Here is a 16,044-nt window from a genome sequence, read left to right as displayed (position 1 = left end):
TGATGGAGACCATCTGTCTGCGCTCGATGAGGAATAACGATGATTGAAACATTAGATAGCCAAACCAAGACCGAACTAGAAGCGGCGGCCTTTCGTCAATTAGTGGCGCACTTACAAACACATACCGATGTACAAAATATCGACTTAATGAATTTAGCAGGGTTTTGCCGTAATTGTTTAGCCAAATGGCTCAAGGCAGCCGCAGAGGAACGTGGCTTGAGCACAGATTATGACCAAGCACGGCATTATATTTATGGTATGCCTTACGATGAGTGGAAAATCAAATATCAAAAATAAACACGGATACTTGTCTTGATATTCGCCGCCAGTTACGACAAAACTGAGGAGAAAAACTGACATTTTCTACAAAACACAGTAGAATACGCGCCACTTTTTACGACCTGTATAGATAACCTAGACGGGTCACACTGATTTTGTCTTGTGTATGGTTTATCAACAGACCAAGATACAATCAATAGTCATACTTACCCCCGTTGATATGAGGACACGCTTGTGACTGTAGTTAGCATTCAAGCCTTGCAAGAAGACCATTTTGCTCGTTGGAAAAATCGCGAAGCGATTGCTGAAAATTTGATTCCTATCATTGGTAAATTATACCGTGAACAAAACGTGATTGTTCAGGTGTTTAGCCGTAGCTTAGTGAATCGCTCAGTCATTCAAATGCTCAAAGTACATCGTCGTGTACGTATGATTGCAGGTGAGTTATCTGTTGTCGATACCGAACCGTTTATCCAAGCCTTAGCACAAATGAGTGATATTCAGTCTTGCAAAATTGATTTAGGCAAAATTGCGATTGACTACAAAAATAGCGATAAGAGCCTCAGTGTTGCTGACTTTTTGCGTGCGCAATTACACAGTGTTATCGGCTTTAGTCCTGCCAATACACAGCCTACAGACGTGGTCTTATACGGTTTTGGTCGTATTGGTCGTATGTTGGCACGTTTAATTATTGAACAAGCAGGAAATGGCCAAGGGTTACGTTTACGTGCGATTGTGGTGCGTAAAACTCAAGAAGGTGATTTAGCCAAACGTGCGTCTTTGTTACGTCGTGACTCTATTCACGGTTCTTTTGAGGGAACGATTGCGGTTGATGAAGAAAACGAAGCCATTATTGCCAATGGTAACTTCATTAAAGTCATTTATGCCAGTAAGCCAGAAGAGGTTGATTACACTCAATATGGCATTAACAATGCTATTTTGATTGATAACACAGGTAAATTAAAGGACGAAGAAGGCTTAGGCCGTCATTTAACTTGCGCTGGCGTGGCACGTGTGATTTTAACTGCACCTGCCAAAGGCAGCATCAAAAATGTGGTGTATGGCGTTAACAGTAAAGATATTTTAGACAGTGACAAAATTATCTCTGCGGCGTCGTGTACCACAAACGCTATTACACCGATGCTCAAAGTATTGAATGATAAGTTTCATGTTGTTTCAGGTCACGTAGAAACGGTTCACTCTTTCACGAATGACCAAAACTTAATTGATAACTACCATAAAGCTGACCGTCGTGGTCGTTCTGCCGTATTAAATATGGTTATCACCGAAACAGGTGCAGCAAAAGCGGTGGCTAAAGCCTTACCAGAGTTACAAGGTAAATTAACAGGTAATTCTGTGCGTGTGCCGACACCCAACGTATCTTTAGCGATTTTGAACCTAACCTTAGAAAACGCGATTACCCGTGACGAACTAAACGAATACGTGCGTCAAATTGCCTTACATTCTAATTTACAAGGTCAAATTGAATACACCAGCTCAACAGAGGTTGTCTCATCTGACTTTATTGGTTCGCGTTCAGCAGGTATTTTTGATGCTCAAGCGACCATTGTTAACGGCAACCATGCGTGTGTTTATGTCTGGTACGATAACGAAATGGGTTATAGCTGTCAGGTACAACGTATTGCCGAACAAATGGCAGGCATTAAATATGTGACTGTGCCAGCAGAGCAATTAACGGCTTAAGCTAGATTGCTGTAGACCAAGAAAAAAGCCAGCATGATGTCTGGCTTTTTTTGTATCTGTGGATTAGTGCTAAAAGGGTTTTACTATCGCATCTGAAACATACGCATTACATGATGAGTGGCGGTATTGCGGTTCTTGGTTGAGGCAAATCAAAGCCAATAACAGAGAGCCTAGGCAATTGTTCAACCCCCTCTGTGATAATCACCATTTTTTTGCGTAGAATTACTCTATAATCAGGCGATTAACGTGCTAAGCTCTACAACATCCTGTGATACCAGCAAAAAAATTGTACGACTAAGCAATTCATGGTGATGTACTAGGGGCTGTTGGCCAGTTTTGTAAGGTAGAGTGAGTTAATTTTTAACGCAACCCACAGGGAAAGAACTATTTTTTGAGGCTACGTTGTTGCTCATCGCTTATTTGGAGTAACCAAACTACGCGATTCACGCCGCGTATTCTCTAAAAAATAGCTTCTTTCGCAACCACAATCAAAATGTCAACAGACCCTACACCTGCGTCCAGCGTCGGTGTGTCGAGATAAAACGATAATATTAGGACAACTTATTTAACCTTGCTCAGTGTAAAACTGTCTTTATTTGTACGATTGTGAACGGGGTTATTTGTCCCTTATCGTTGCTTGCACCAGCATTTTCTTAAGTTTCGAGAGTGGAATGATGGTTAAAATAAAACGAGGTTTGGAGGTGCCCATTACAGGTGCACCCACACAACAAATCAGTCATGTGTCATCAATACGGTCAGTAGCAATATTGGGCTCAGACTATCACGGTATGATGCCCACGATGAAAGTCGTGGAAGGTGAGCGAGTCATCAAAGGACAGCCGCTATTTGCCGACAAAAAAAATCCCTTGGTTATTTATACTGCGCCAGTGACAGGCCGTGTGCGTGCTATTAATCGTGGCGCTAAACGTGTGTTTCAATCCTTAGTGATTGACATTGAGGCTAACAGTCCCGATGCTGTTTCCTTTAAGGCTTACAACCGTGAGCAACTCCAGCATTTGAATCGAGAGGGCGTCATTGAGCAATTAGTCGCCTCTGGTTTATGGACTGCTTTACGTACCCGACCTTTTAGCAAAGTCCCTAACCCCGATAGCCAAGCCAGTGCCATTTTTGTGAATGCCATGGATACTAACCCCTTGGCAGCCGACCCCGCCGTAGTGATTCAACAAGAGCAGCACGCCTTTGAAGATGGTTTGGCATTAGTATCTAAACTGGCGGATAAACTCTATGTCAGTAAAGCAGCGAATGCGACTTTCTCTACAGGCAAATTTAATGCCCATGAGTTTAGTGGTGTACATCCAGCAGGTTTAGTAGGCACACATATTCACTTTTTGCATCCTGCCTCTGCCAGTCGCACCGTATGGCATTTGAATTATCAAGACGTGATTGCAATAGGTAAGTTATTTGCGACAGGTCAATTAGACAGTAGTCGTGTGATTGCTTTAGCAGGCCCTTCTGTACGTCAACCTCGATTAGTCCGTACATTATTAGGAGCATCGTTATTAGACCTCACCACAGGTGAATTATTTGGCAATAATAGCCGAATTATTTCGGGGTCTGTGTTATCGGGACGGCGTGCCCAAGATACCGATATTTACTTGGGACGTTATCATTTACAGGTCTCCGTGCTTGAAGAAGGTACAGAACGTGAGATGCTGCACTACATCAAACTGGGGTCACACCGCTTTTCTGCCTTGGGTGTGTATTTGGGGCATTGGTTGGGTAAAAAATTCAATATGACCACCAGCACCAATGGGAGTCCACGGGCGATGGTACCTGTAGGCGCATATGAGCAAATTATGCCCTTAGATATTTTACCCACGCAGTTATTACGTTATTTGCTGGTCAGTGATACAGACATGGCGCAAGCCTTAGGCTGTTTAGAGTTGGACGAAGAAGATTTGGCACTATGTACCTTTGTTTGTCCGGGAAAATATGAATATGGTCCCATCCTCCGTGATGTCTTAGACCGCATTGAGAAAGAGGGCTAAACGATTATGAAATGGATGCGAAACAAATTAGATGCAATGGCTCCCCATTTTGAAAAGGGGGGGCGTTATCAAAAATGGTATCCGCTTTATGAAGCGATAGACACCTTTTTATATAGTCCTCCTTCGGTGACACATACCAGCTCACATGTGCGTGATTCCGTAGACTTAAAGCGCATTATGATTTTGGTATGGATGGCGACCTTTCCCGCTATGTTTTTTGGTATGTGGAATGTCGGTAATCAAGCCTTGGGAACATTAGCCTATGCCATGCAACAAAATGCGGCTGTCACCCCTGAATTAGCGATTGATGGCTGGCGTTATTTTGTCATTAGTTTATTGGCTGGCTTTGATGCCAACTCGTGGTGGGACTGCCTCATTTATGGCGCAACGTGGTTTGTCCCCATTTATGCCGTCACCTTTATTGTCGGTGGTTTTTGGGAAGTCTTATTTGCCATTAAACGAGGACACGAAGTTAACGAAGGCTTTTTTGTCACCTCGGTACTGTTTGCCCTTGTTTGTCCTCCCAGTGTGCCATTATGGCAAGTCGCATTAGGGATTAGTTTTGGTGTCGTCATTGGCAAAGAAGTGTTTGGTGGTACAGGTAAAAACTTCATTAATCCTGCACTAGCTGGGCGCGCCTTTTTGTTTTTTGCCTATCCTGCTTATATGTCGGGTGACACCGTTTGGACGGCGATTAATCCTGAAGTGTGGAAATTGGGCGTAGACGGCTTTTCGGGTGCAACGGCCTTAGGTCAAGCCAAATTAGCTGCTTATACAGGCGTGCAACATATGACGGCAACAGGCTTACAGCCGCTGTCATGGTGGGACGCATTTTTAGGTTTTGAAGCGGGTTGTATTGGTGAAACCTCAACGGCTGCCATCTTATTAGGCGCGATTGTTTTATTAGTCACACGCGTAGCATCTTGGCGCATTATGGCAGGGGTGATGATTGGCATGGCAAGTATGTCATTTATCTTTAATCAAGTCGGCTCAGATACTAATCCCATGTTTGCTGTGCCGTGGCATTGGCATTTAGTGTTGGGTGGCTTTGCCTTTGGTATGGTGTTTATGGCGACTGACCCTGTTTCGGCAGCGATGACCAATACAGGGCGTTTGGTGTTTGGTATGGTCATTGGTGTGATGGTGGTGTTGATTCGTGTCGTCAATCCTGCCTATCCCGAAGGCATGATGTTAGCCATTCTCTTTGCGAATTTATGTGCGCCATTGATTGACTACTTTGTTATGCAAGCCAATATCAAACGGAGGGCATTACGCAATGTCTAAAGAATCTACAGGAAAAACCCTAGTTGTTGCGGGCGTACTCTCTGTGGTTTGCTCTATTGCCTTAGCAGCCGCAGTGACTCTGTTAAAACCAATTCAAGACGAAAATAAAGCCCTCGAAAAGCAGCGTCGCATTTTAGCTGCTGCCCAAGTTTTGCCAGAAGGTGAGGGTGATAAGGCGCGTGTCGCCCAAGAGTTCAGTAAGTTCCAACGTTATCTCGTCAATTTAGAGACAGGTGCATTTCGGCAGGTGGATTTGACCGACCCTTATGACCAACGGAAAGCGCTCAAAAGTACAACTAGCTCTATTGCATTGACACCAGAGCAAGACATTGCAGCTCTGCGTCGCCGTGCTAATGAAGCGGACATTTATGTGGTGCGCGACGCCGCAGGTAAAGTCGAAAAAATGGTACTGCCCATTTCGGGTTATGGATTATGGTCAACCTTATATGGTTATTTAGTCCTAAAAAGTGATGGCAATACCATCATTGGTGTGACCTTTGTTGAACATGCCGAAACGCCGGGTTTGGGTGGCGAAGTCGATAATCCTAAGTGGAAAGCCTTATGGGTAAACAAGCAAGTTTACACTGCCGATGGTCAAGCCCATTTCAGAGTTATTAAAGGAAATGTTGACCCAGCTAAACCTGATGCTATTCATCAGGTAGACGGTTTATCGGGCGCAACGTTAACCAGTAATGGCGTGACCAATCTCGTCCAATTTTGGATGGGTGACATGGGCTATAAAAAATTCTTGAGCAAAGTACGCGAAGGGGGTATTTAACATGGCCGAACAACATAGTACCAAAGAGATACTCTTAGGGCCAATTTTGAATACCAATCCTGTGATTTTTCAGGTACTTGGTATTTGCTCCGCATTGGCGGTGACCAGTAGCATGAAAAATGCGTTAGCCATGTCGATAGGCTTGACCCTAGTCACGGCTTTTTCTAATTTTTTTATCAGTATTATCCGTAACATTATTCCCAACTCCATTCGTATTATTGTGCAAATGGTGATTGTGGCAACCCTTGTGATTATTGTTGACCAGTTATTGCAAGCCTTTGTACCTGAAATTGCCAAACAAATGTCGGTATTTGTGGGGCTGATTATCACCAACTGTATTGTGATGGGACGTTTAGAAGCCTTTGCCATGAAAAATCCACCTGTCATTAGTTTTGTCGATGGTTTTGGTAATGGCTTGGGATATTCAGCGTTATTAATGTTACTGGCCTTTTTCCGTGAGTTGTTTGGGTCGGGCACTATTTTTGGGGTAACTATCCTACAAACTGTGAATAATGGCGGATGGTATGTTCCTAATGGTTTGTTGCTGTTGCCACCTTCGGCTTTCTTCTTAATTGGTTTAGTCATTTGGGCGTTACGCTCATGGAAAACCGACCAGCAAGAAAGTACCGAGTTCAAAATAGCCCCACAAAGTAAAGCGCAAGCGCATCATTGAGGAGCCAGTAGATGGAACATTATTTAAGTTTATTTACTAAAGCGGTGTTTATTGAAAACATGGCTTTATCGTTCTTTTTGGGGATGTGTACTTTTTTAGCGATTTCCAAAAAAATCCAAACGGCGATTTCTTTGGGCATTGCTGTCGTTTTTGTTCAAACCTTGACCGTACCTGCCAATAATTTGTTGTGGCAATATCTGCTAAAAGAAGGCGCATTAGAGTGGACAGGTATGTCTGGCGCATCGGCCATAGACTTATCTTTTTTAAGTTTAATGAGTTACATCTGTACGGTTGCCGCGCTTGTACAAGTGATTGAAATGGCCTGTGATAAATATTTGCCATCGCTCTACAATGCGTTGGGCATTTATTTGCCGCTGATTACCGTGAACTGTGCAGTGTTAGGTGGTGCATTATTTATGCAGCAACGTGACTATAACTTTAGCGAAAGTGTGGTGTATGGCTTAGGTTCTGGTGGCGGTTGGGCGTTAGCGATTGTATTAATTGCCGCTGTGCGCGAAAAATTAAAATACAGTGATGTCCCCGCAGGGTTACAAGGTTTAGGCATCACCTTTATTTCGGCTGGCTTGATGGCGTTAGGCTTCATGTCCTTTTCTGGCATTAAGTTATAAGGAGCAGTCTTGTGTCTGAACAGCTCATTATTATTTTAAGTATGGTGATGTTTACAGGAACGGTATTAGTTCTGGTGGCCTTCATCTTAGCAGCGCGCTCAAAATTAGTGTCTGCAGGGACAGTCAGTATTGATATCAATGATGACCCCGAAAAACGCATCGAAGTAGCATCTGGTGGCAAATTATTACAAACACTGGCCGAAGAAAAGCTATTTCTGTCCTCAGCCTGTGGTGGTGGCGGTACGTGTGGCCAATGTAAAGTCAAAGTAAAAGCAGGGGGGGGAGATATTCTTCCCACCGAAGAGCCGCACTTTACCAAACGTGAAATTCGCGAAGGTTGGCGTTTAGGCTGTCAGTTGGCCGTCAAGCAAGACCTTAAAATTGAATTAGATGAAGAGTTTTTTGGCGTTAAGCGCTGGGAATGTGAAGTTATTTCTAACGATAATGTCGCCACGTTTATTAAAGAATTGGTATTAAAATTACCTGAGGGTGAAGATGTACATTTCCGTGCAGGCGGTTATATGCAGCTCGAAGCCCCTGCCTACGAAAATACCTATAGGGACTTTGATATTCAACCTGAATACCGTGAAGATTGGGAAAAGTTTAAGTTGTTTGATGTCAAGTCAAAAACAACTGAACAAACCATTCGTGCCTATTCGATGGCTAATTATCCAGAAGAAAAAGGCTTGTTAAAGTTCAATATTCGTATTGCTACACCGCCTTTACGTCAGTTACATGATGTGCCTGCAGGTAAAATGTCGTCTTGGGTATTTAACTTAAAGAAAGGCGACAAAGTGACTGTATTTGGGCCATTTGGTGAGTTTTTTGCCCGTGAAACCAAAGCTGAGATGGTCTTTATTGGTGGTGGTGCAGGGATGGCACCGATGCGTTCACATATTTTTGACCAATTAAAACGCATCAAAACTGACCGTAAAATCAGTTTTTGGTATGGTGCACGTTCATTACGCGAAACGTTTTATGCTGATGAATACGACCAATTAGCCAAAGATAACCCGAATTTTGAATGGCATTTAGCCTTATCCGAACCACAACCCGAAGATAATTGGACAGGTTATACAGGTTTTATTCATAACGTATTGTTTGAAAATTACCTCAAAAATCACCAAGCTCCCGAAGATTGTGAGTTTTATATGTGTGGCCCACCAATGATGAACGCAGCGGTGATTAAAATGTTATTAGACTTGGGTGTTGACCGCGAAAATATCATGTTAGACGATTTTGGTGGTTAAACTGAGTTTCTCAAAATAAAGGCGCAGAAATGCGCCTTTATTTTTGACAACAAATTTAGTCTTGAGTTTCGCAAAACATCCTTTGATACTGCTGCCCAAGTTATAGGGTATTAGATGGCTTATGCGTAGTTTGTTGATTGCTTTATTAAGTTTGAGTGTAGTGAGCTGTTCGACCGCTCCCAAAGAACCTGTCAGCTTTTCAGGGGTGGCTTATTATAGTATGCCGTGGGCAGCCAAAATTGATACTTTGCCCTCACAAGTCAATGCACAACAATTACAACAAGAGCTGCAAGTGAGTTTAGATAAGGCTAATAAGGTCTTGTCTACGTATCAAAACGATACTGAATTGATGAAGTTCAACCGTAGCCCTATTGGGCAATGGCAACAACTGAGCCCGATGTTATTGAATAGTATTCAAACTTCTTTAACCGTCAGTGCCGCAACCCAAGGGGTTTATGACGTGACTGTTGGCGCATTGGTTGATTTATGGGGATTCGGTAAACAAGCGGTACCCACACATACCCCAAGCCAAGCAGAAATCAATCAGGCTCGACAAAAAGTAGGTTGGCAATCGGTATTATTAAATCTACAAACTCATCAAGCGCAACGCCAAAAAGAGGTGTTTTTGAATTTATCCTCCTTGGGTGAAGGGGTGGGTGTTGATGAGTTAGAAAAGGTCTTGGCTAAGTATCAGGTTAACAGCTATATGCTCTCGGTAGCGGGGACATTAAAAACACAGGGCTTAAAACCTAATGGTCAAACATGGCAAATTGCTGTCGAAAAGCCGGATGGCAGTGGTTTACCCGAGCGTATATTGGCTTTAGGACAACAACAGACGGTAGTTTCGACCTCAGGGTCGTATCGTAATTATCATGAAATAGACGGTGTGCGTTATTCGCATACCATTGACCCCCGTACGGCTAAACCCATTCAGCACAAAACTGTATCAACGACGGTTGTATTTAATCATCAAAAGGCTGCTTATGCAGATGCATGGGCAACGGCATTAAATGCCTTAGGTGCAGAAGAAGGCCTGCCTCTGGCTGAGCAACTGCACATCGCAGTCTATTTTTTAGTAAAAACTGAAACGGGCTTTAAGGAAGTCTATAGCACCGCCTTTAAGCCTTATATCGGAGTAGCGCCTAAATGAGCTTATTTTTTGTCTGTTTAATTGCCATTGTTGCCATGATGTTATTGATGGCCGTCGGTGTCTTGATGGGGAAAGAGCCATTAAAAGGCACATGTGGCGGCTTAAATAGAGTGATGGGCGACAGAGACTGTCCTGTGTGCGGTGGTGATACGCAAAAATGTGAAACCAATAAATCTACCAACCAGACAGCAGCAAACCCCGTAATTAAAGATGCAATGCAGCATAAGGACTAACATCATGGCGTGGATTTATTTGCTCATTGCAGGGGTATTAGAAGTGCAATGGGCAGTGACGATGAAGTACACCGAAGGCTTTACCAAATTATGGCCATCCGTTTTTTGTGTCTTGGGTATGGCAGCATCGGTTTATTTTTTAGCCTTAGCCCAAAAAACCTTACCCTTAGGTACAAGTTATGCTATTTGGACAGGTATTGGTGCAGTAGGTGCCGCCATTTGCGGTATGATTTTGTTTAATGAACCACGCGATATTGCCCGTATTTTGTGTATTTTAGTGATTGTGGCAGGGATTTTAGGCCTAAAGTTTACCAGTGGGCATTAACCGTGACCTAAATTTCGCAGCACTACATATTATGTGTTGGACTTAGGATTGAGCTTCGCTACGCTTCAAACGTCCCGCCGCAGATTCTCGGCCATGCGTAGCGGGTTGCAATATGCCTACTTTACCCAAACCAAAAGGCGGCATATTGACATACACATTTTCGTAGTTGCCAGCAGATACTTTATAAGTTTCGTGCCAAATGCCCACCGTACCGTCGGTACCAATTGTTTTGTTAAACAGACGCCACGCAGGTAAATGTTCTGCTTCTTTATTTTTGGCATAGGCCAATAATTGTTCGATGGAGCGCCAGTATTGTACGACCAGAATATTTCGTGCAAACCACATGTCTGCATGGAGCAAACCAAGTTCGGGTTGGCGACGTAGTTCCTCTAACATACGTGGCATCGCGCGCGCAACAGGTAACCATTTATGAATTAACAGGGGGTTATTAATCCGCATGCCAATCAGAAAAACAACAAAATCCCCTTCTAGCGTTGTACTTAGACGTTCTTGTTTAATCATCAAACACGCTCTACTGCATCATGTGATATAGATTTCCTGCCGAGAGATTGGGCATCTATCGTAGGGATACTCTCAATATATCTGAAAGTTAAGCGTGTAGGTATCGTTTTGTACACGTTGATTTAAGGACGGAGTGTACATAGTACCGTCATCTTTCTGAGAGGTGTTGGCTCCATCACTTCTTCATACACGGTGTTTGATTGGTAGGCTGGCATACTTTTATCTATAGCACCTGCAATAGATGTGACGGTTGGGATAGCGATACGTGTATAAACATCTTGGCTAAATAACTTTCGCTCTATCTCTGTAATAGAGACGCGGCTACTGGGTACTGAATATGCCTTGGCGCAAACAGACGTGATGCTTTTAACAAGCCTTTCCCACGAGGTTAATTGTTCTATCGTATAGGCAATTTATATTTTATCTGGACTGCTTGATAATATTTGATAACCAATGACCCTATTATAAGGGCGAATAGTGGTATGACATCCTGTGAACAGACTGCTTAACATAATAAGAATGAAGGTTTTTTGCATGACTAAACTCCATGTATCCCTCTGTGACTGTCCACTTTTGAGTTAATCAAGATGAGAAACTTTTTGTAAAAGAGAGTGAACCCTTATGTCTGCTTCAGCAGCAACTTATTGACTCAGGGGGTAGGGTATAAATGTTTTAAGGCCATACTCGGATAATCGGTAATTAAACTATCCAATCCCATTGCTGCTAAATCTTGCATCCGTTGGGTATCATTAACTGTCCATGTCGAAACCACTAAGCCTTGTTGATGGGCACTGTCAATCAATATGTTGGTTAATAAACTATGATGTGGGGCAATTAGAGAACATTCTAACTGTTTAGCTAAGCCTATCATATCACCGACAAAATGGCGCTCGACCAGTAAACCCCGTGGAATATGTGGGTGATGCGCTTGCATCATGCGTAAATAGTCTACATTAAAAGAAGTAGTGACTGCTCGTTTGCCAAAAGGTTGCCACAGTTCAGGAAGTTGCTGAACAACAGCTTGGCAATCCGCTAGGGTTTTGGCTTTGACTTCCAGTTGTAAATGTTCAAAATCGGCTAAAACTGCCAATACTTGACGCAGGGTTGGCACCCCCTCACGGATTGGCCAATCAGGAAATAAATGGCGAGTCGCGTCTACATTGAAGAGAGCATCACTGTCAACGTCTTTAATGCTGCCATGATGATTTGTCGTGCGCTCAAGTATGTCGTCGTGAATCACAATCAATTGGCCATCACCTGCGACTTGAATATCAAATTCAACCCGCGAGATACCTAAATCGCGTAAGTAATAAAAGCCGCTCAGTGTATTTTCGGGGGCTTCGCCACGTGCACCGCGATGACCAATAATATCCATGTTATTTCGTTTGTACTTCTACGCTAATCGTGGCTTCGTTAGGGGCGGTACTGGGGGCGGGTGTAGGTGAACTTGGTACGCTAATAGGAGTGTCTTGTACCATTTTTACGCTTTGTACGACATGCTTATACTCAAAGACAACAGTATAGCTGGGATATACCCAACGTGTGATGGGTGGTTTGCCCACTGCGCTCAGTTTTTTGCTCGGTGTGCCAAACTGTTTTTCTACTTTAGCCATGCTCATGCCTTGGGGTGGCATGTCAGCAGCTTGGGCAATATTAAACGAAATTAAAGTTACAGGGATTAAAAGCCAGTTTTTCATGTCGCGCCTCGGCGAATATGTTATATTTTCAGCCATATTAGAGAGTTAGCGGCGTTTATTCAAGGACTGCATAACTCAATTCAACGGCCAAGACAAAAGCCATTTTTTTAAGTTGTTTTTTAGCGTTTTACATTCATGTCTGCAACTCCTGTCACGAAAGTTTCTAAGTCTTCTTATCATGGTCGTAAGCCTGCTCGTCAAAGTAGTGAGCAACGGCGATTGGCGATATTACAAGCCGCATTACGGGTCATGGTGCGTGATGGTGTACGTGGGGTACGTCACCGTGCTGTCGCATTAGAAGCGGATGTCCCGTTATCAGCAACTACTTACTATTTTAAGGATATTCATGACTTATTGGCAGATGCTTTAACGCTTTATGCAAAAGATGTCATGGAAAACTTCGTCAATCCGTTTTGGCTAAAAGTACACGAGTGGTTGCTCGTCAATTTTCCATTATATTCGGGTACAAATTTACAGCAAGTGTTGCCGCAAGTGATTGACTATATTGTGGATGTGGCGATAGATGATTTAATAGATAGGCTTAAAAATCATCGTGATAAGCTGATGATTGAACAAGCCTTTTGGTATGCCGTGTTACAAGATGAGCGTTTGCACGGTTTAGCCTTAGATTATAGTAATAGCGTTTTGCGAGATGTCACCAAAATGTTAGAACTGATTGGGGTTGATAAACCAGCCGAATCTGGGCGTTTGATTTTAATGACGATTCGCCATTTAGAAATAGATGGCTTTTTGCGTCCAGTAGGTAATTATGACCGTCAAGCCATGAAGCAATTGCTAATGCATCAAGTGCGAGCAATTTGCCGATTGTATGAATAAACAGACGATGAAGGTGCTGTGGGTCTACTAAAAACATCATCATAGTGTCACTCTATTTTTAGGATATTAGAACGAATGACTCCTCTTTCCTTGCCGATGGAATTAACGGCAGAGCAGCAAGAAGCACTCGCGCGGATACAACTCCATGATTCATGGAAAACGGTACTTGCACCTGCTTTTTTACAGCCGTATATGAGTAATTTGCGTCAATTTTTAGCCGAGCAAAAAAAATTAGGTAAAACCATTTATCCCCCCGCAGGCGAATATTTTAATGCCTTAAATACCACGCCCTTGTCACAAGTCAAAGTCGTGATTTTAGGGCAAGACCCTTATCATGGCGTGGGTCAAGCCCATGGTTTGTGTTTTTCTGTGCGTCGTGGGGTGGCAGTACCACCGTCTTTGCAAAATATTTATCGTGAGTTGTTTAATGATGTGGGCGCGCAGCCTGTTCGTCATGGCGACTTAAGCTCATGGGCGACACAAGGGGTGTTATTACTTAACAGTGTACTGACTGTAGAAGCTGGCCAACCTGCCTCACATCAAGGTCGTGGTTGGGAGTTATTTACGGATGAAATTATTAAAGTATTAAATGAGCAATGTGAAAATTTAGTCTTCTTGCTTTGGGGAAGTTATGCCCAAAAGAAGGGGCAGCACATTGATACCCATAAGCATTTAGTGCTAAAAGCGACCCATCCATCGCCAATGGCTGCCAATCGTGGTGGTTTTTTTGGTTGCAAACATTTTTCTCAGACCAATGCGTATTTAGCAGAACATGGTTTAGAGCCAATTAATTGGGCATTACCTGTATGAGTTCTTTAGCACCTGTTTTATTTAGTGAATTAACCTCCACCAAGGGTAAAAAAATTGCCATTGCGCAACTAAATAGTGAAAAAACCTTAAACTCATTAAATTTACCTATGATTGAGTTGTTGTATCCACAACTGCAACAATGGGCAAAAGATGACAATGTGGTGGCGGTCGTTTTACAGGGGGCAGGTGAAAAAGCCTTTTGTGCAGGTGGTGATGTTAAAAAGATTTGTGTCGCAGTGCGTGAACATGGCATTGATGATAAAACGGCAGTTGATTTTTTTAGTGCCGAATATCGTTTAGATTACTTGATTCATCAATTCCCAAAACCGTTTATTGTTTGGGCGACAGGTTTTGTTATGGGTGGTGGCATCGGCTTGTTGGCAGGGGCATCACACCGTATTGTTACTGAAACATCCCGTTTGGCGATGCCCGAAATAACCATTGGTTTGTATCCTGATGTCGGTGGCTCGTGGTTTTTGGCACGTTTAGGCCAAGTGGGTTTGTTTTTGGGTATGACAGGCGCGCAAATTAACGCGTCGGATGCCCTACAAACTGGGTTTGCTAGCCATGCCTTGCCAAGCTCGGCACGTCAACAAGTGCTTGAACAATTAGCCTTGATTGAGTGGGCGAAAGATAGACAACAACATCCACAACAAATCAGTCAACTCTTAGACCAATTGGCTCTTAAAGAACTGCCTCAAGGTCAATTAGCTTTAGCGCAAGCGGATATTGAGCAACGCACCCAAACTAATAATTTGCTGGAGCTGTATCAACAGCTTATTCAGCCGAGTAACAATGCTTGGCTTGATAAAGCAGCAAACACCTTAAAGCGTGGTTCACCAACCAGTGCTGCGTTAATTTATCGTCAGTGGCAGCAGGGCAGCACACAAAGTTTAGCCGATTGTTTTCGACAAGAGTTAACTTTATCGGTGCAATGTGCGCGTCATCCAGATTTTATTGAAGGTGTACGTGCCTTATTGGTGGATAAAGACCAACATCCACAATGGCAACCTGCAACCATTGAGCAAGTGACCGAAGCATGGTTAGATGGCCATTATCAAAGTTTGTGGCCTGAACATCCTTTGGCAGATTTGTAGAATGCCCTTCGACCCTTCGACTGTCAGGGCTGGCCAAGCTCAGGGAGCAGTGTTAGTTGAGCGGAGTCGAAACTAGCAATTGATACGTCAACTCCGCTTGTTGGTCTGTTGTTACATGATTGATAGAGAATAAAAATGTCTTTTTATGCAGATTATATTTTTCCTGTGGTCTTAGATGTGGCAACCAAACCCTTAAAACCACAACGTCAGCAAACCATTGCCTTAGCTAAGGGGCGAGTTTTAGAAATTGGCATTGGTACAGGTGCAAATTTACCGTTTTATGGCAGTGATGCGAGCGAAATTATTGGCATTGAACCTGAGTTGCCCATGCTAAAAAAAGCCGAGCTGATGGTCAAAAAAGCACCTTCACAAGCAGTGGTTAAGTTGGCAGTGGGTGATGCTCATCAGTTAGATTTCGCTGATAACAGTTTTGATACGGTGATTATGTGTTTGGTGTTATGCACCATTCCTAATCCTTTATTAGCTTTGCAAGAAGCCTATCGAGTCTTAAAACCCAATGGCCAGTTATTGTTTTTGGAACACGTGCGTGCACCAAAACCTTGGTTAGCACGTTGCCAAGATGCCATTAATCCTGCATGGAAACATGTAGCGTGTGGTTGTCAGTTAAATCGGGATACAGAAGCCACCATTAAACAAGCAGGTTTTAGCTTTGAGAAAATTGAGCGTTTTCAGCATCCTAAATTAGTCTCGGTGGGTGGCTGTATTATTCAAGGTGTGGCGATTAAGTCTTGAAGTGTACCTAAATT

Annotated in this window: 18 protein-coding genes; 15 read left to right on the top strand and 3 right to left on the bottom strand. The window is 43.2% G+C overall.

Features of this window, described 5'->3' with window-relative positions:
* Nucleotides 1-39: 39 nt before the first annotated feature.
* The 11 genes from C8N29_RS06670 to sugE all read left to right on the top strand — a co-directional run bounded on the left by C8N29_RS06670 (nt 40) and on the right by sugE (nt 10,314).
* Nucleotides 40-297, top strand: coding sequence for a DUF1244 domain-containing protein (locus tag C8N29_RS06670; protein ID WP_107865274.1), 258 nt, complete (start codon nt 40-42; stop codon nt 295-297).
* Between the two features lie 216 nt (nt 298-513).
* A complete protein-coding gene (locus C8N29_RS06665; RefSeq protein WP_107865273.1) occupies nt 514-1,983 on the top strand; it encodes a glyceraldehyde-3-phosphate dehydrogenase in 1,470 nt (489 codons plus the stop codon).
* A 674-nt stretch (nt 1,984-2,657) separates the two neighbouring features.
* Nucleotides 2,658-3,992, top strand: coding sequence for a Na(+)-translocating NADH-quinone reductase subunit A (locus C8N29_RS06660; RefSeq protein ID WP_107865432.1), 1,335 nt, complete (start codon nt 2,658-2,660; stop codon nt 3,990-3,992).
* A gap of 6 nt (nt 3,993-3,998) precedes the next feature.
* A complete protein-coding gene (locus C8N29_RS06655) occupies nt 3,999-5,276 on the top strand; it encodes an NADH:ubiquinone reductase (Na(+)-transporting) subunit B (protein WP_107865272.1) in 1,278 nt (425 codons plus the stop codon).
* Nucleotides 5,269-6,054 carry a Na(+)-translocating NADH-quinone reductase subunit C gene (locus tag C8N29_RS06650; protein WP_107865271.1) on the top strand — a complete coding sequence of 262 codons (786 nt, stop codon included), beginning with the start codon at nt 5,269-5,271 and terminating at the stop codon, nt 6,052-6,054. Before C8N29_RS06655 ends, C8N29_RS06650 begins: the two co-directional genes overlap by 8 nt.
* 1 nt (nt 6,055) lies before the next feature.
* Nucleotides 6,056-6,727 (top strand): NADH:ubiquinone reductase (Na(+)-transporting) subunit D, encoded by a 672-nt coding sequence (locus C8N29_RS06645; protein ID WP_107865270.1) that lies wholly within the window; start codon nt 6,056-6,058, stop codon nt 6,725-6,727.
* An 11-nt stretch (nt 6,728-6,738) separates the two neighbouring features.
* Entirely contained in the window at nt 6,739-7,356 is a 618-nt protein-coding gene (gene nqrE, locus C8N29_RS06640; protein ID WP_107865269.1) for an NADH:ubiquinone reductase (Na(+)-transporting) subunit E, read from the top strand.
* Nucleotides 7,357-7,397: 41 nt separating this feature from the next.
* A complete protein-coding gene (nqrF, locus tag C8N29_RS06635) occupies nt 7,398-8,606 on the top strand; it encodes an NADH:ubiquinone reductase (Na(+)-transporting) subunit F (protein WP_338025956.1) in 1,209 nt (402 codons plus the stop codon).
* Between the two features lie 121 nt (nt 8,607-8,727).
* Nucleotides 8,728-9,756: an FAD:protein FMN transferase gene (locus C8N29_RS06630; protein ID WP_107865267.1), complete on the top strand. Its 1,029-nt coding sequence runs from the start codon at nt 8,728-8,730 to the stop codon at nt 9,754-9,756.
* Nucleotides 9,753-9,989 (top strand): (Na+)-NQR maturation NqrM, encoded by a 237-nt coding sequence (gene nqrM, locus C8N29_RS06625; RefSeq protein ID WP_107865266.1) that lies wholly within the window; start codon nt 9,753-9,755, stop codon nt 9,987-9,989. Before C8N29_RS06630 ends, nqrM begins: the two co-directional genes overlap by 4 nt.
* A gap of 4 nt (nt 9,990-9,993) precedes the next feature.
* Nucleotides 9,994-10,314, top strand: a complete 321-nt coding sequence (gene sugE / locus C8N29_RS06620; RefSeq protein WP_107865265.1) for a quaternary ammonium compound efflux SMR transporter SugE — start codon at nt 9,994-9,996, stop codon at nt 10,312-10,314.
* A gap of 42 nt (nt 10,315-10,356) precedes the next feature.
* Here sugE and C8N29_RS06615 read toward each other — a convergent pair whose 3' ends face one another.
* The 3 genes from C8N29_RS06615 to C8N29_RS06605 all read right to left on the bottom strand — a co-directional run bounded on the left by C8N29_RS06615 (nt 10,357) and on the right by C8N29_RS06605 (nt 12,533).
* Nucleotides 10,357-10,836, bottom strand: coding sequence for a DUF4188 domain-containing protein (locus C8N29_RS06615; RefSeq protein ID WP_107865264.1), 480 nt, complete (start codon nt 10,834-10,836; stop codon nt 10,357-10,359).
* 649 nt (nt 10,837-11,485) lie between these two features.
* On the bottom strand, nt 11,486-12,211 hold the full coding sequence (locus C8N29_RS06610) for a glycerophosphodiester phosphodiesterase (protein ID WP_107865263.1): 726 nt from the start codon (nt 12,209-12,211) through the stop codon (nt 11,486-11,488).
* 1 nt (nt 12,212) lies between these two features.
* Nucleotides 12,213-12,533, bottom strand: a complete 321-nt coding sequence (locus C8N29_RS06605) for a hypothetical protein (RefSeq protein ID WP_107865262.1) — start codon at nt 12,531-12,533, stop codon at nt 12,213-12,215.
* 135 nt (nt 12,534-12,668) lie between these two features.
* Here C8N29_RS06605 and C8N29_RS06600 point away from each other — a divergent pair, with 135 nt between their 5' ends.
* From C8N29_RS06600 to C8N29_RS06585, 4 genes are all read left to right on the top strand, one after another.
* Complete coding sequence (locus tag C8N29_RS06600; RefSeq protein WP_107865261.1) at nt 12,669-13,370, top strand: TetR/AcrR family transcriptional regulator; 702 nt, start codon at nt 12,669-12,671, stop codon at nt 13,368-13,370.
* 96 nt (nt 13,371-13,466) lie between these two features.
* Nucleotides 13,467-14,180: a uracil-DNA glycosylase gene (gene ung / locus C8N29_RS06595; protein WP_107865260.1), complete on the top strand. Its 714-nt coding sequence runs from the start codon at nt 13,467-13,469 to the stop codon at nt 14,178-14,180.
* Nucleotides 14,177-15,277 carry an enoyl-CoA hydratase/isomerase family protein gene (locus C8N29_RS06590; protein ID WP_107865259.1) on the top strand — a complete coding sequence of 367 codons (1,101 nt, stop codon included), beginning with the start codon at nt 14,177-14,179 and terminating at the stop codon, nt 15,275-15,277. The genes ung and C8N29_RS06590 overlap by 4 nt, the downstream gene beginning before the upstream one ends.
* A 135-nt stretch (nt 15,278-15,412) precedes the next feature.
* Nucleotides 15,413-16,030, top strand: coding sequence for a class I SAM-dependent methyltransferase (locus tag C8N29_RS06585; RefSeq protein WP_107865258.1), 618 nt, complete (start codon nt 15,413-15,415; stop codon nt 16,028-16,030).
* The last annotated feature ends 14 nt before the right edge of the window (nt 16,031-16,044 follow it).

The organism is Agitococcus lubricus (genome assembly GCF_003051055.1).
Taxonomy (GTDB): Bacteria; Pseudomonadota; Gammaproteobacteria; order Pseudomonadales; family Moraxellaceae; genus Agitococcus; species Agitococcus lubricus.
The sequence above is the reverse complement of the archived record's forward strand: the minus strand, read 5'-3'. Positions and strand labels throughout refer to the sequence as shown.

Bases quoted from the DNA above. Each gene is read 5' to 3' on its own strand.
- C8N29_RS06670 (WP_107865274.1), top strand. From the start codon at position 40: ATGATTGAAACATTAGATAGCCAAACCAAGACCGAACTAGAAGCGGCG.
- C8N29_RS06660 (WP_107865432.1), top strand. From the start codon at position 2,658: ATGGTTAAAATAAAACGAGGTTTGGAGGTGCCCATTACAGGTGCACCC.
- C8N29_RS06655 (WP_107865272.1), top strand. From the start codon at position 3,999: ATGAAATGGATGCGAAACAAATTAGATGCAATGGCTCCCCATTTTGAA.
- C8N29_RS06650 (WP_107865271.1), top strand. From the start codon at position 5,269: ATGTCTAAAGAATCTACAGGAAAAACCCTAGTTGTTGCGGGCGTACTC.
- C8N29_RS06645 (WP_107865270.1), top strand. From the start codon at position 6,056: ATGGCCGAACAACATAGTACCAAAGAGATACTCTTAGGGCCAATTTTG.
- nqrE (WP_107865269.1), top strand. From the start codon at position 6,739: ATGGAACATTATTTAAGTTTATTTACTAAAGCGGTGTTTATTGAAAAC.
- nqrF (WP_338025956.1), top strand. From the start codon at position 7,398: ATGGTGATGTTTACAGGAACGGTATTAGTTCTGGTGGCCTTCATCTTA.
- C8N29_RS06630 (WP_107865267.1), top strand. From the start codon at position 8,728: ATGCGTAGTTTGTTGATTGCTTTATTAAGTTTGAGTGTAGTGAGCTGT.
- nqrM (WP_107865266.1), top strand. From the start codon at position 9,753: ATGAGCTTATTTTTTGTCTGTTTAATTGCCATTGTTGCCATGATGTTA.
- sugE (WP_107865265.1), top strand. From the start codon at position 9,994: ATGGCGTGGATTTATTTGCTCATTGCAGGGGTATTAGAAGTGCAATGG.
- C8N29_RS06615 (WP_107865264.1), bottom strand. From the start codon at position 10,836: ATGATTAAACAAGAACGTCTAAGTACAACGCTAGAAGGGGATTTTGTT.
- C8N29_RS06610 (WP_107865263.1), bottom strand. From the start codon at position 12,211: ATGGATATTATTGGTCATCGCGGTGCACGTGGCGAAGCCCCCGAAAAT.
- C8N29_RS06605 (WP_107865262.1), bottom strand. From the start codon at position 12,533: ATGAAAAACTGGCTTTTAATCCCTGTAACTTTAATTTCGTTTAATATT.
- C8N29_RS06600 (WP_107865261.1), top strand. From the start codon at position 12,669: ATGTCTGCAACTCCTGTCACGAAAGTTTCTAAGTCTTCTTATCATGGT.
- ung (WP_107865260.1), top strand. From the start codon at position 13,467: ATGGAATTAACGGCAGAGCAGCAAGAAGCACTCGCGCGGATACAACTC.
- C8N29_RS06590 (WP_107865259.1), top strand. From the start codon at position 14,177: ATGAGTTCTTTAGCACCTGTTTTATTTAGTGAATTAACCTCCACCAAG.
- C8N29_RS06585 (WP_107865258.1), top strand. From the start codon at position 15,413: ATGTCTTTTTATGCAGATTATATTTTTCCTGTGGTCTTAGATGTGGCA.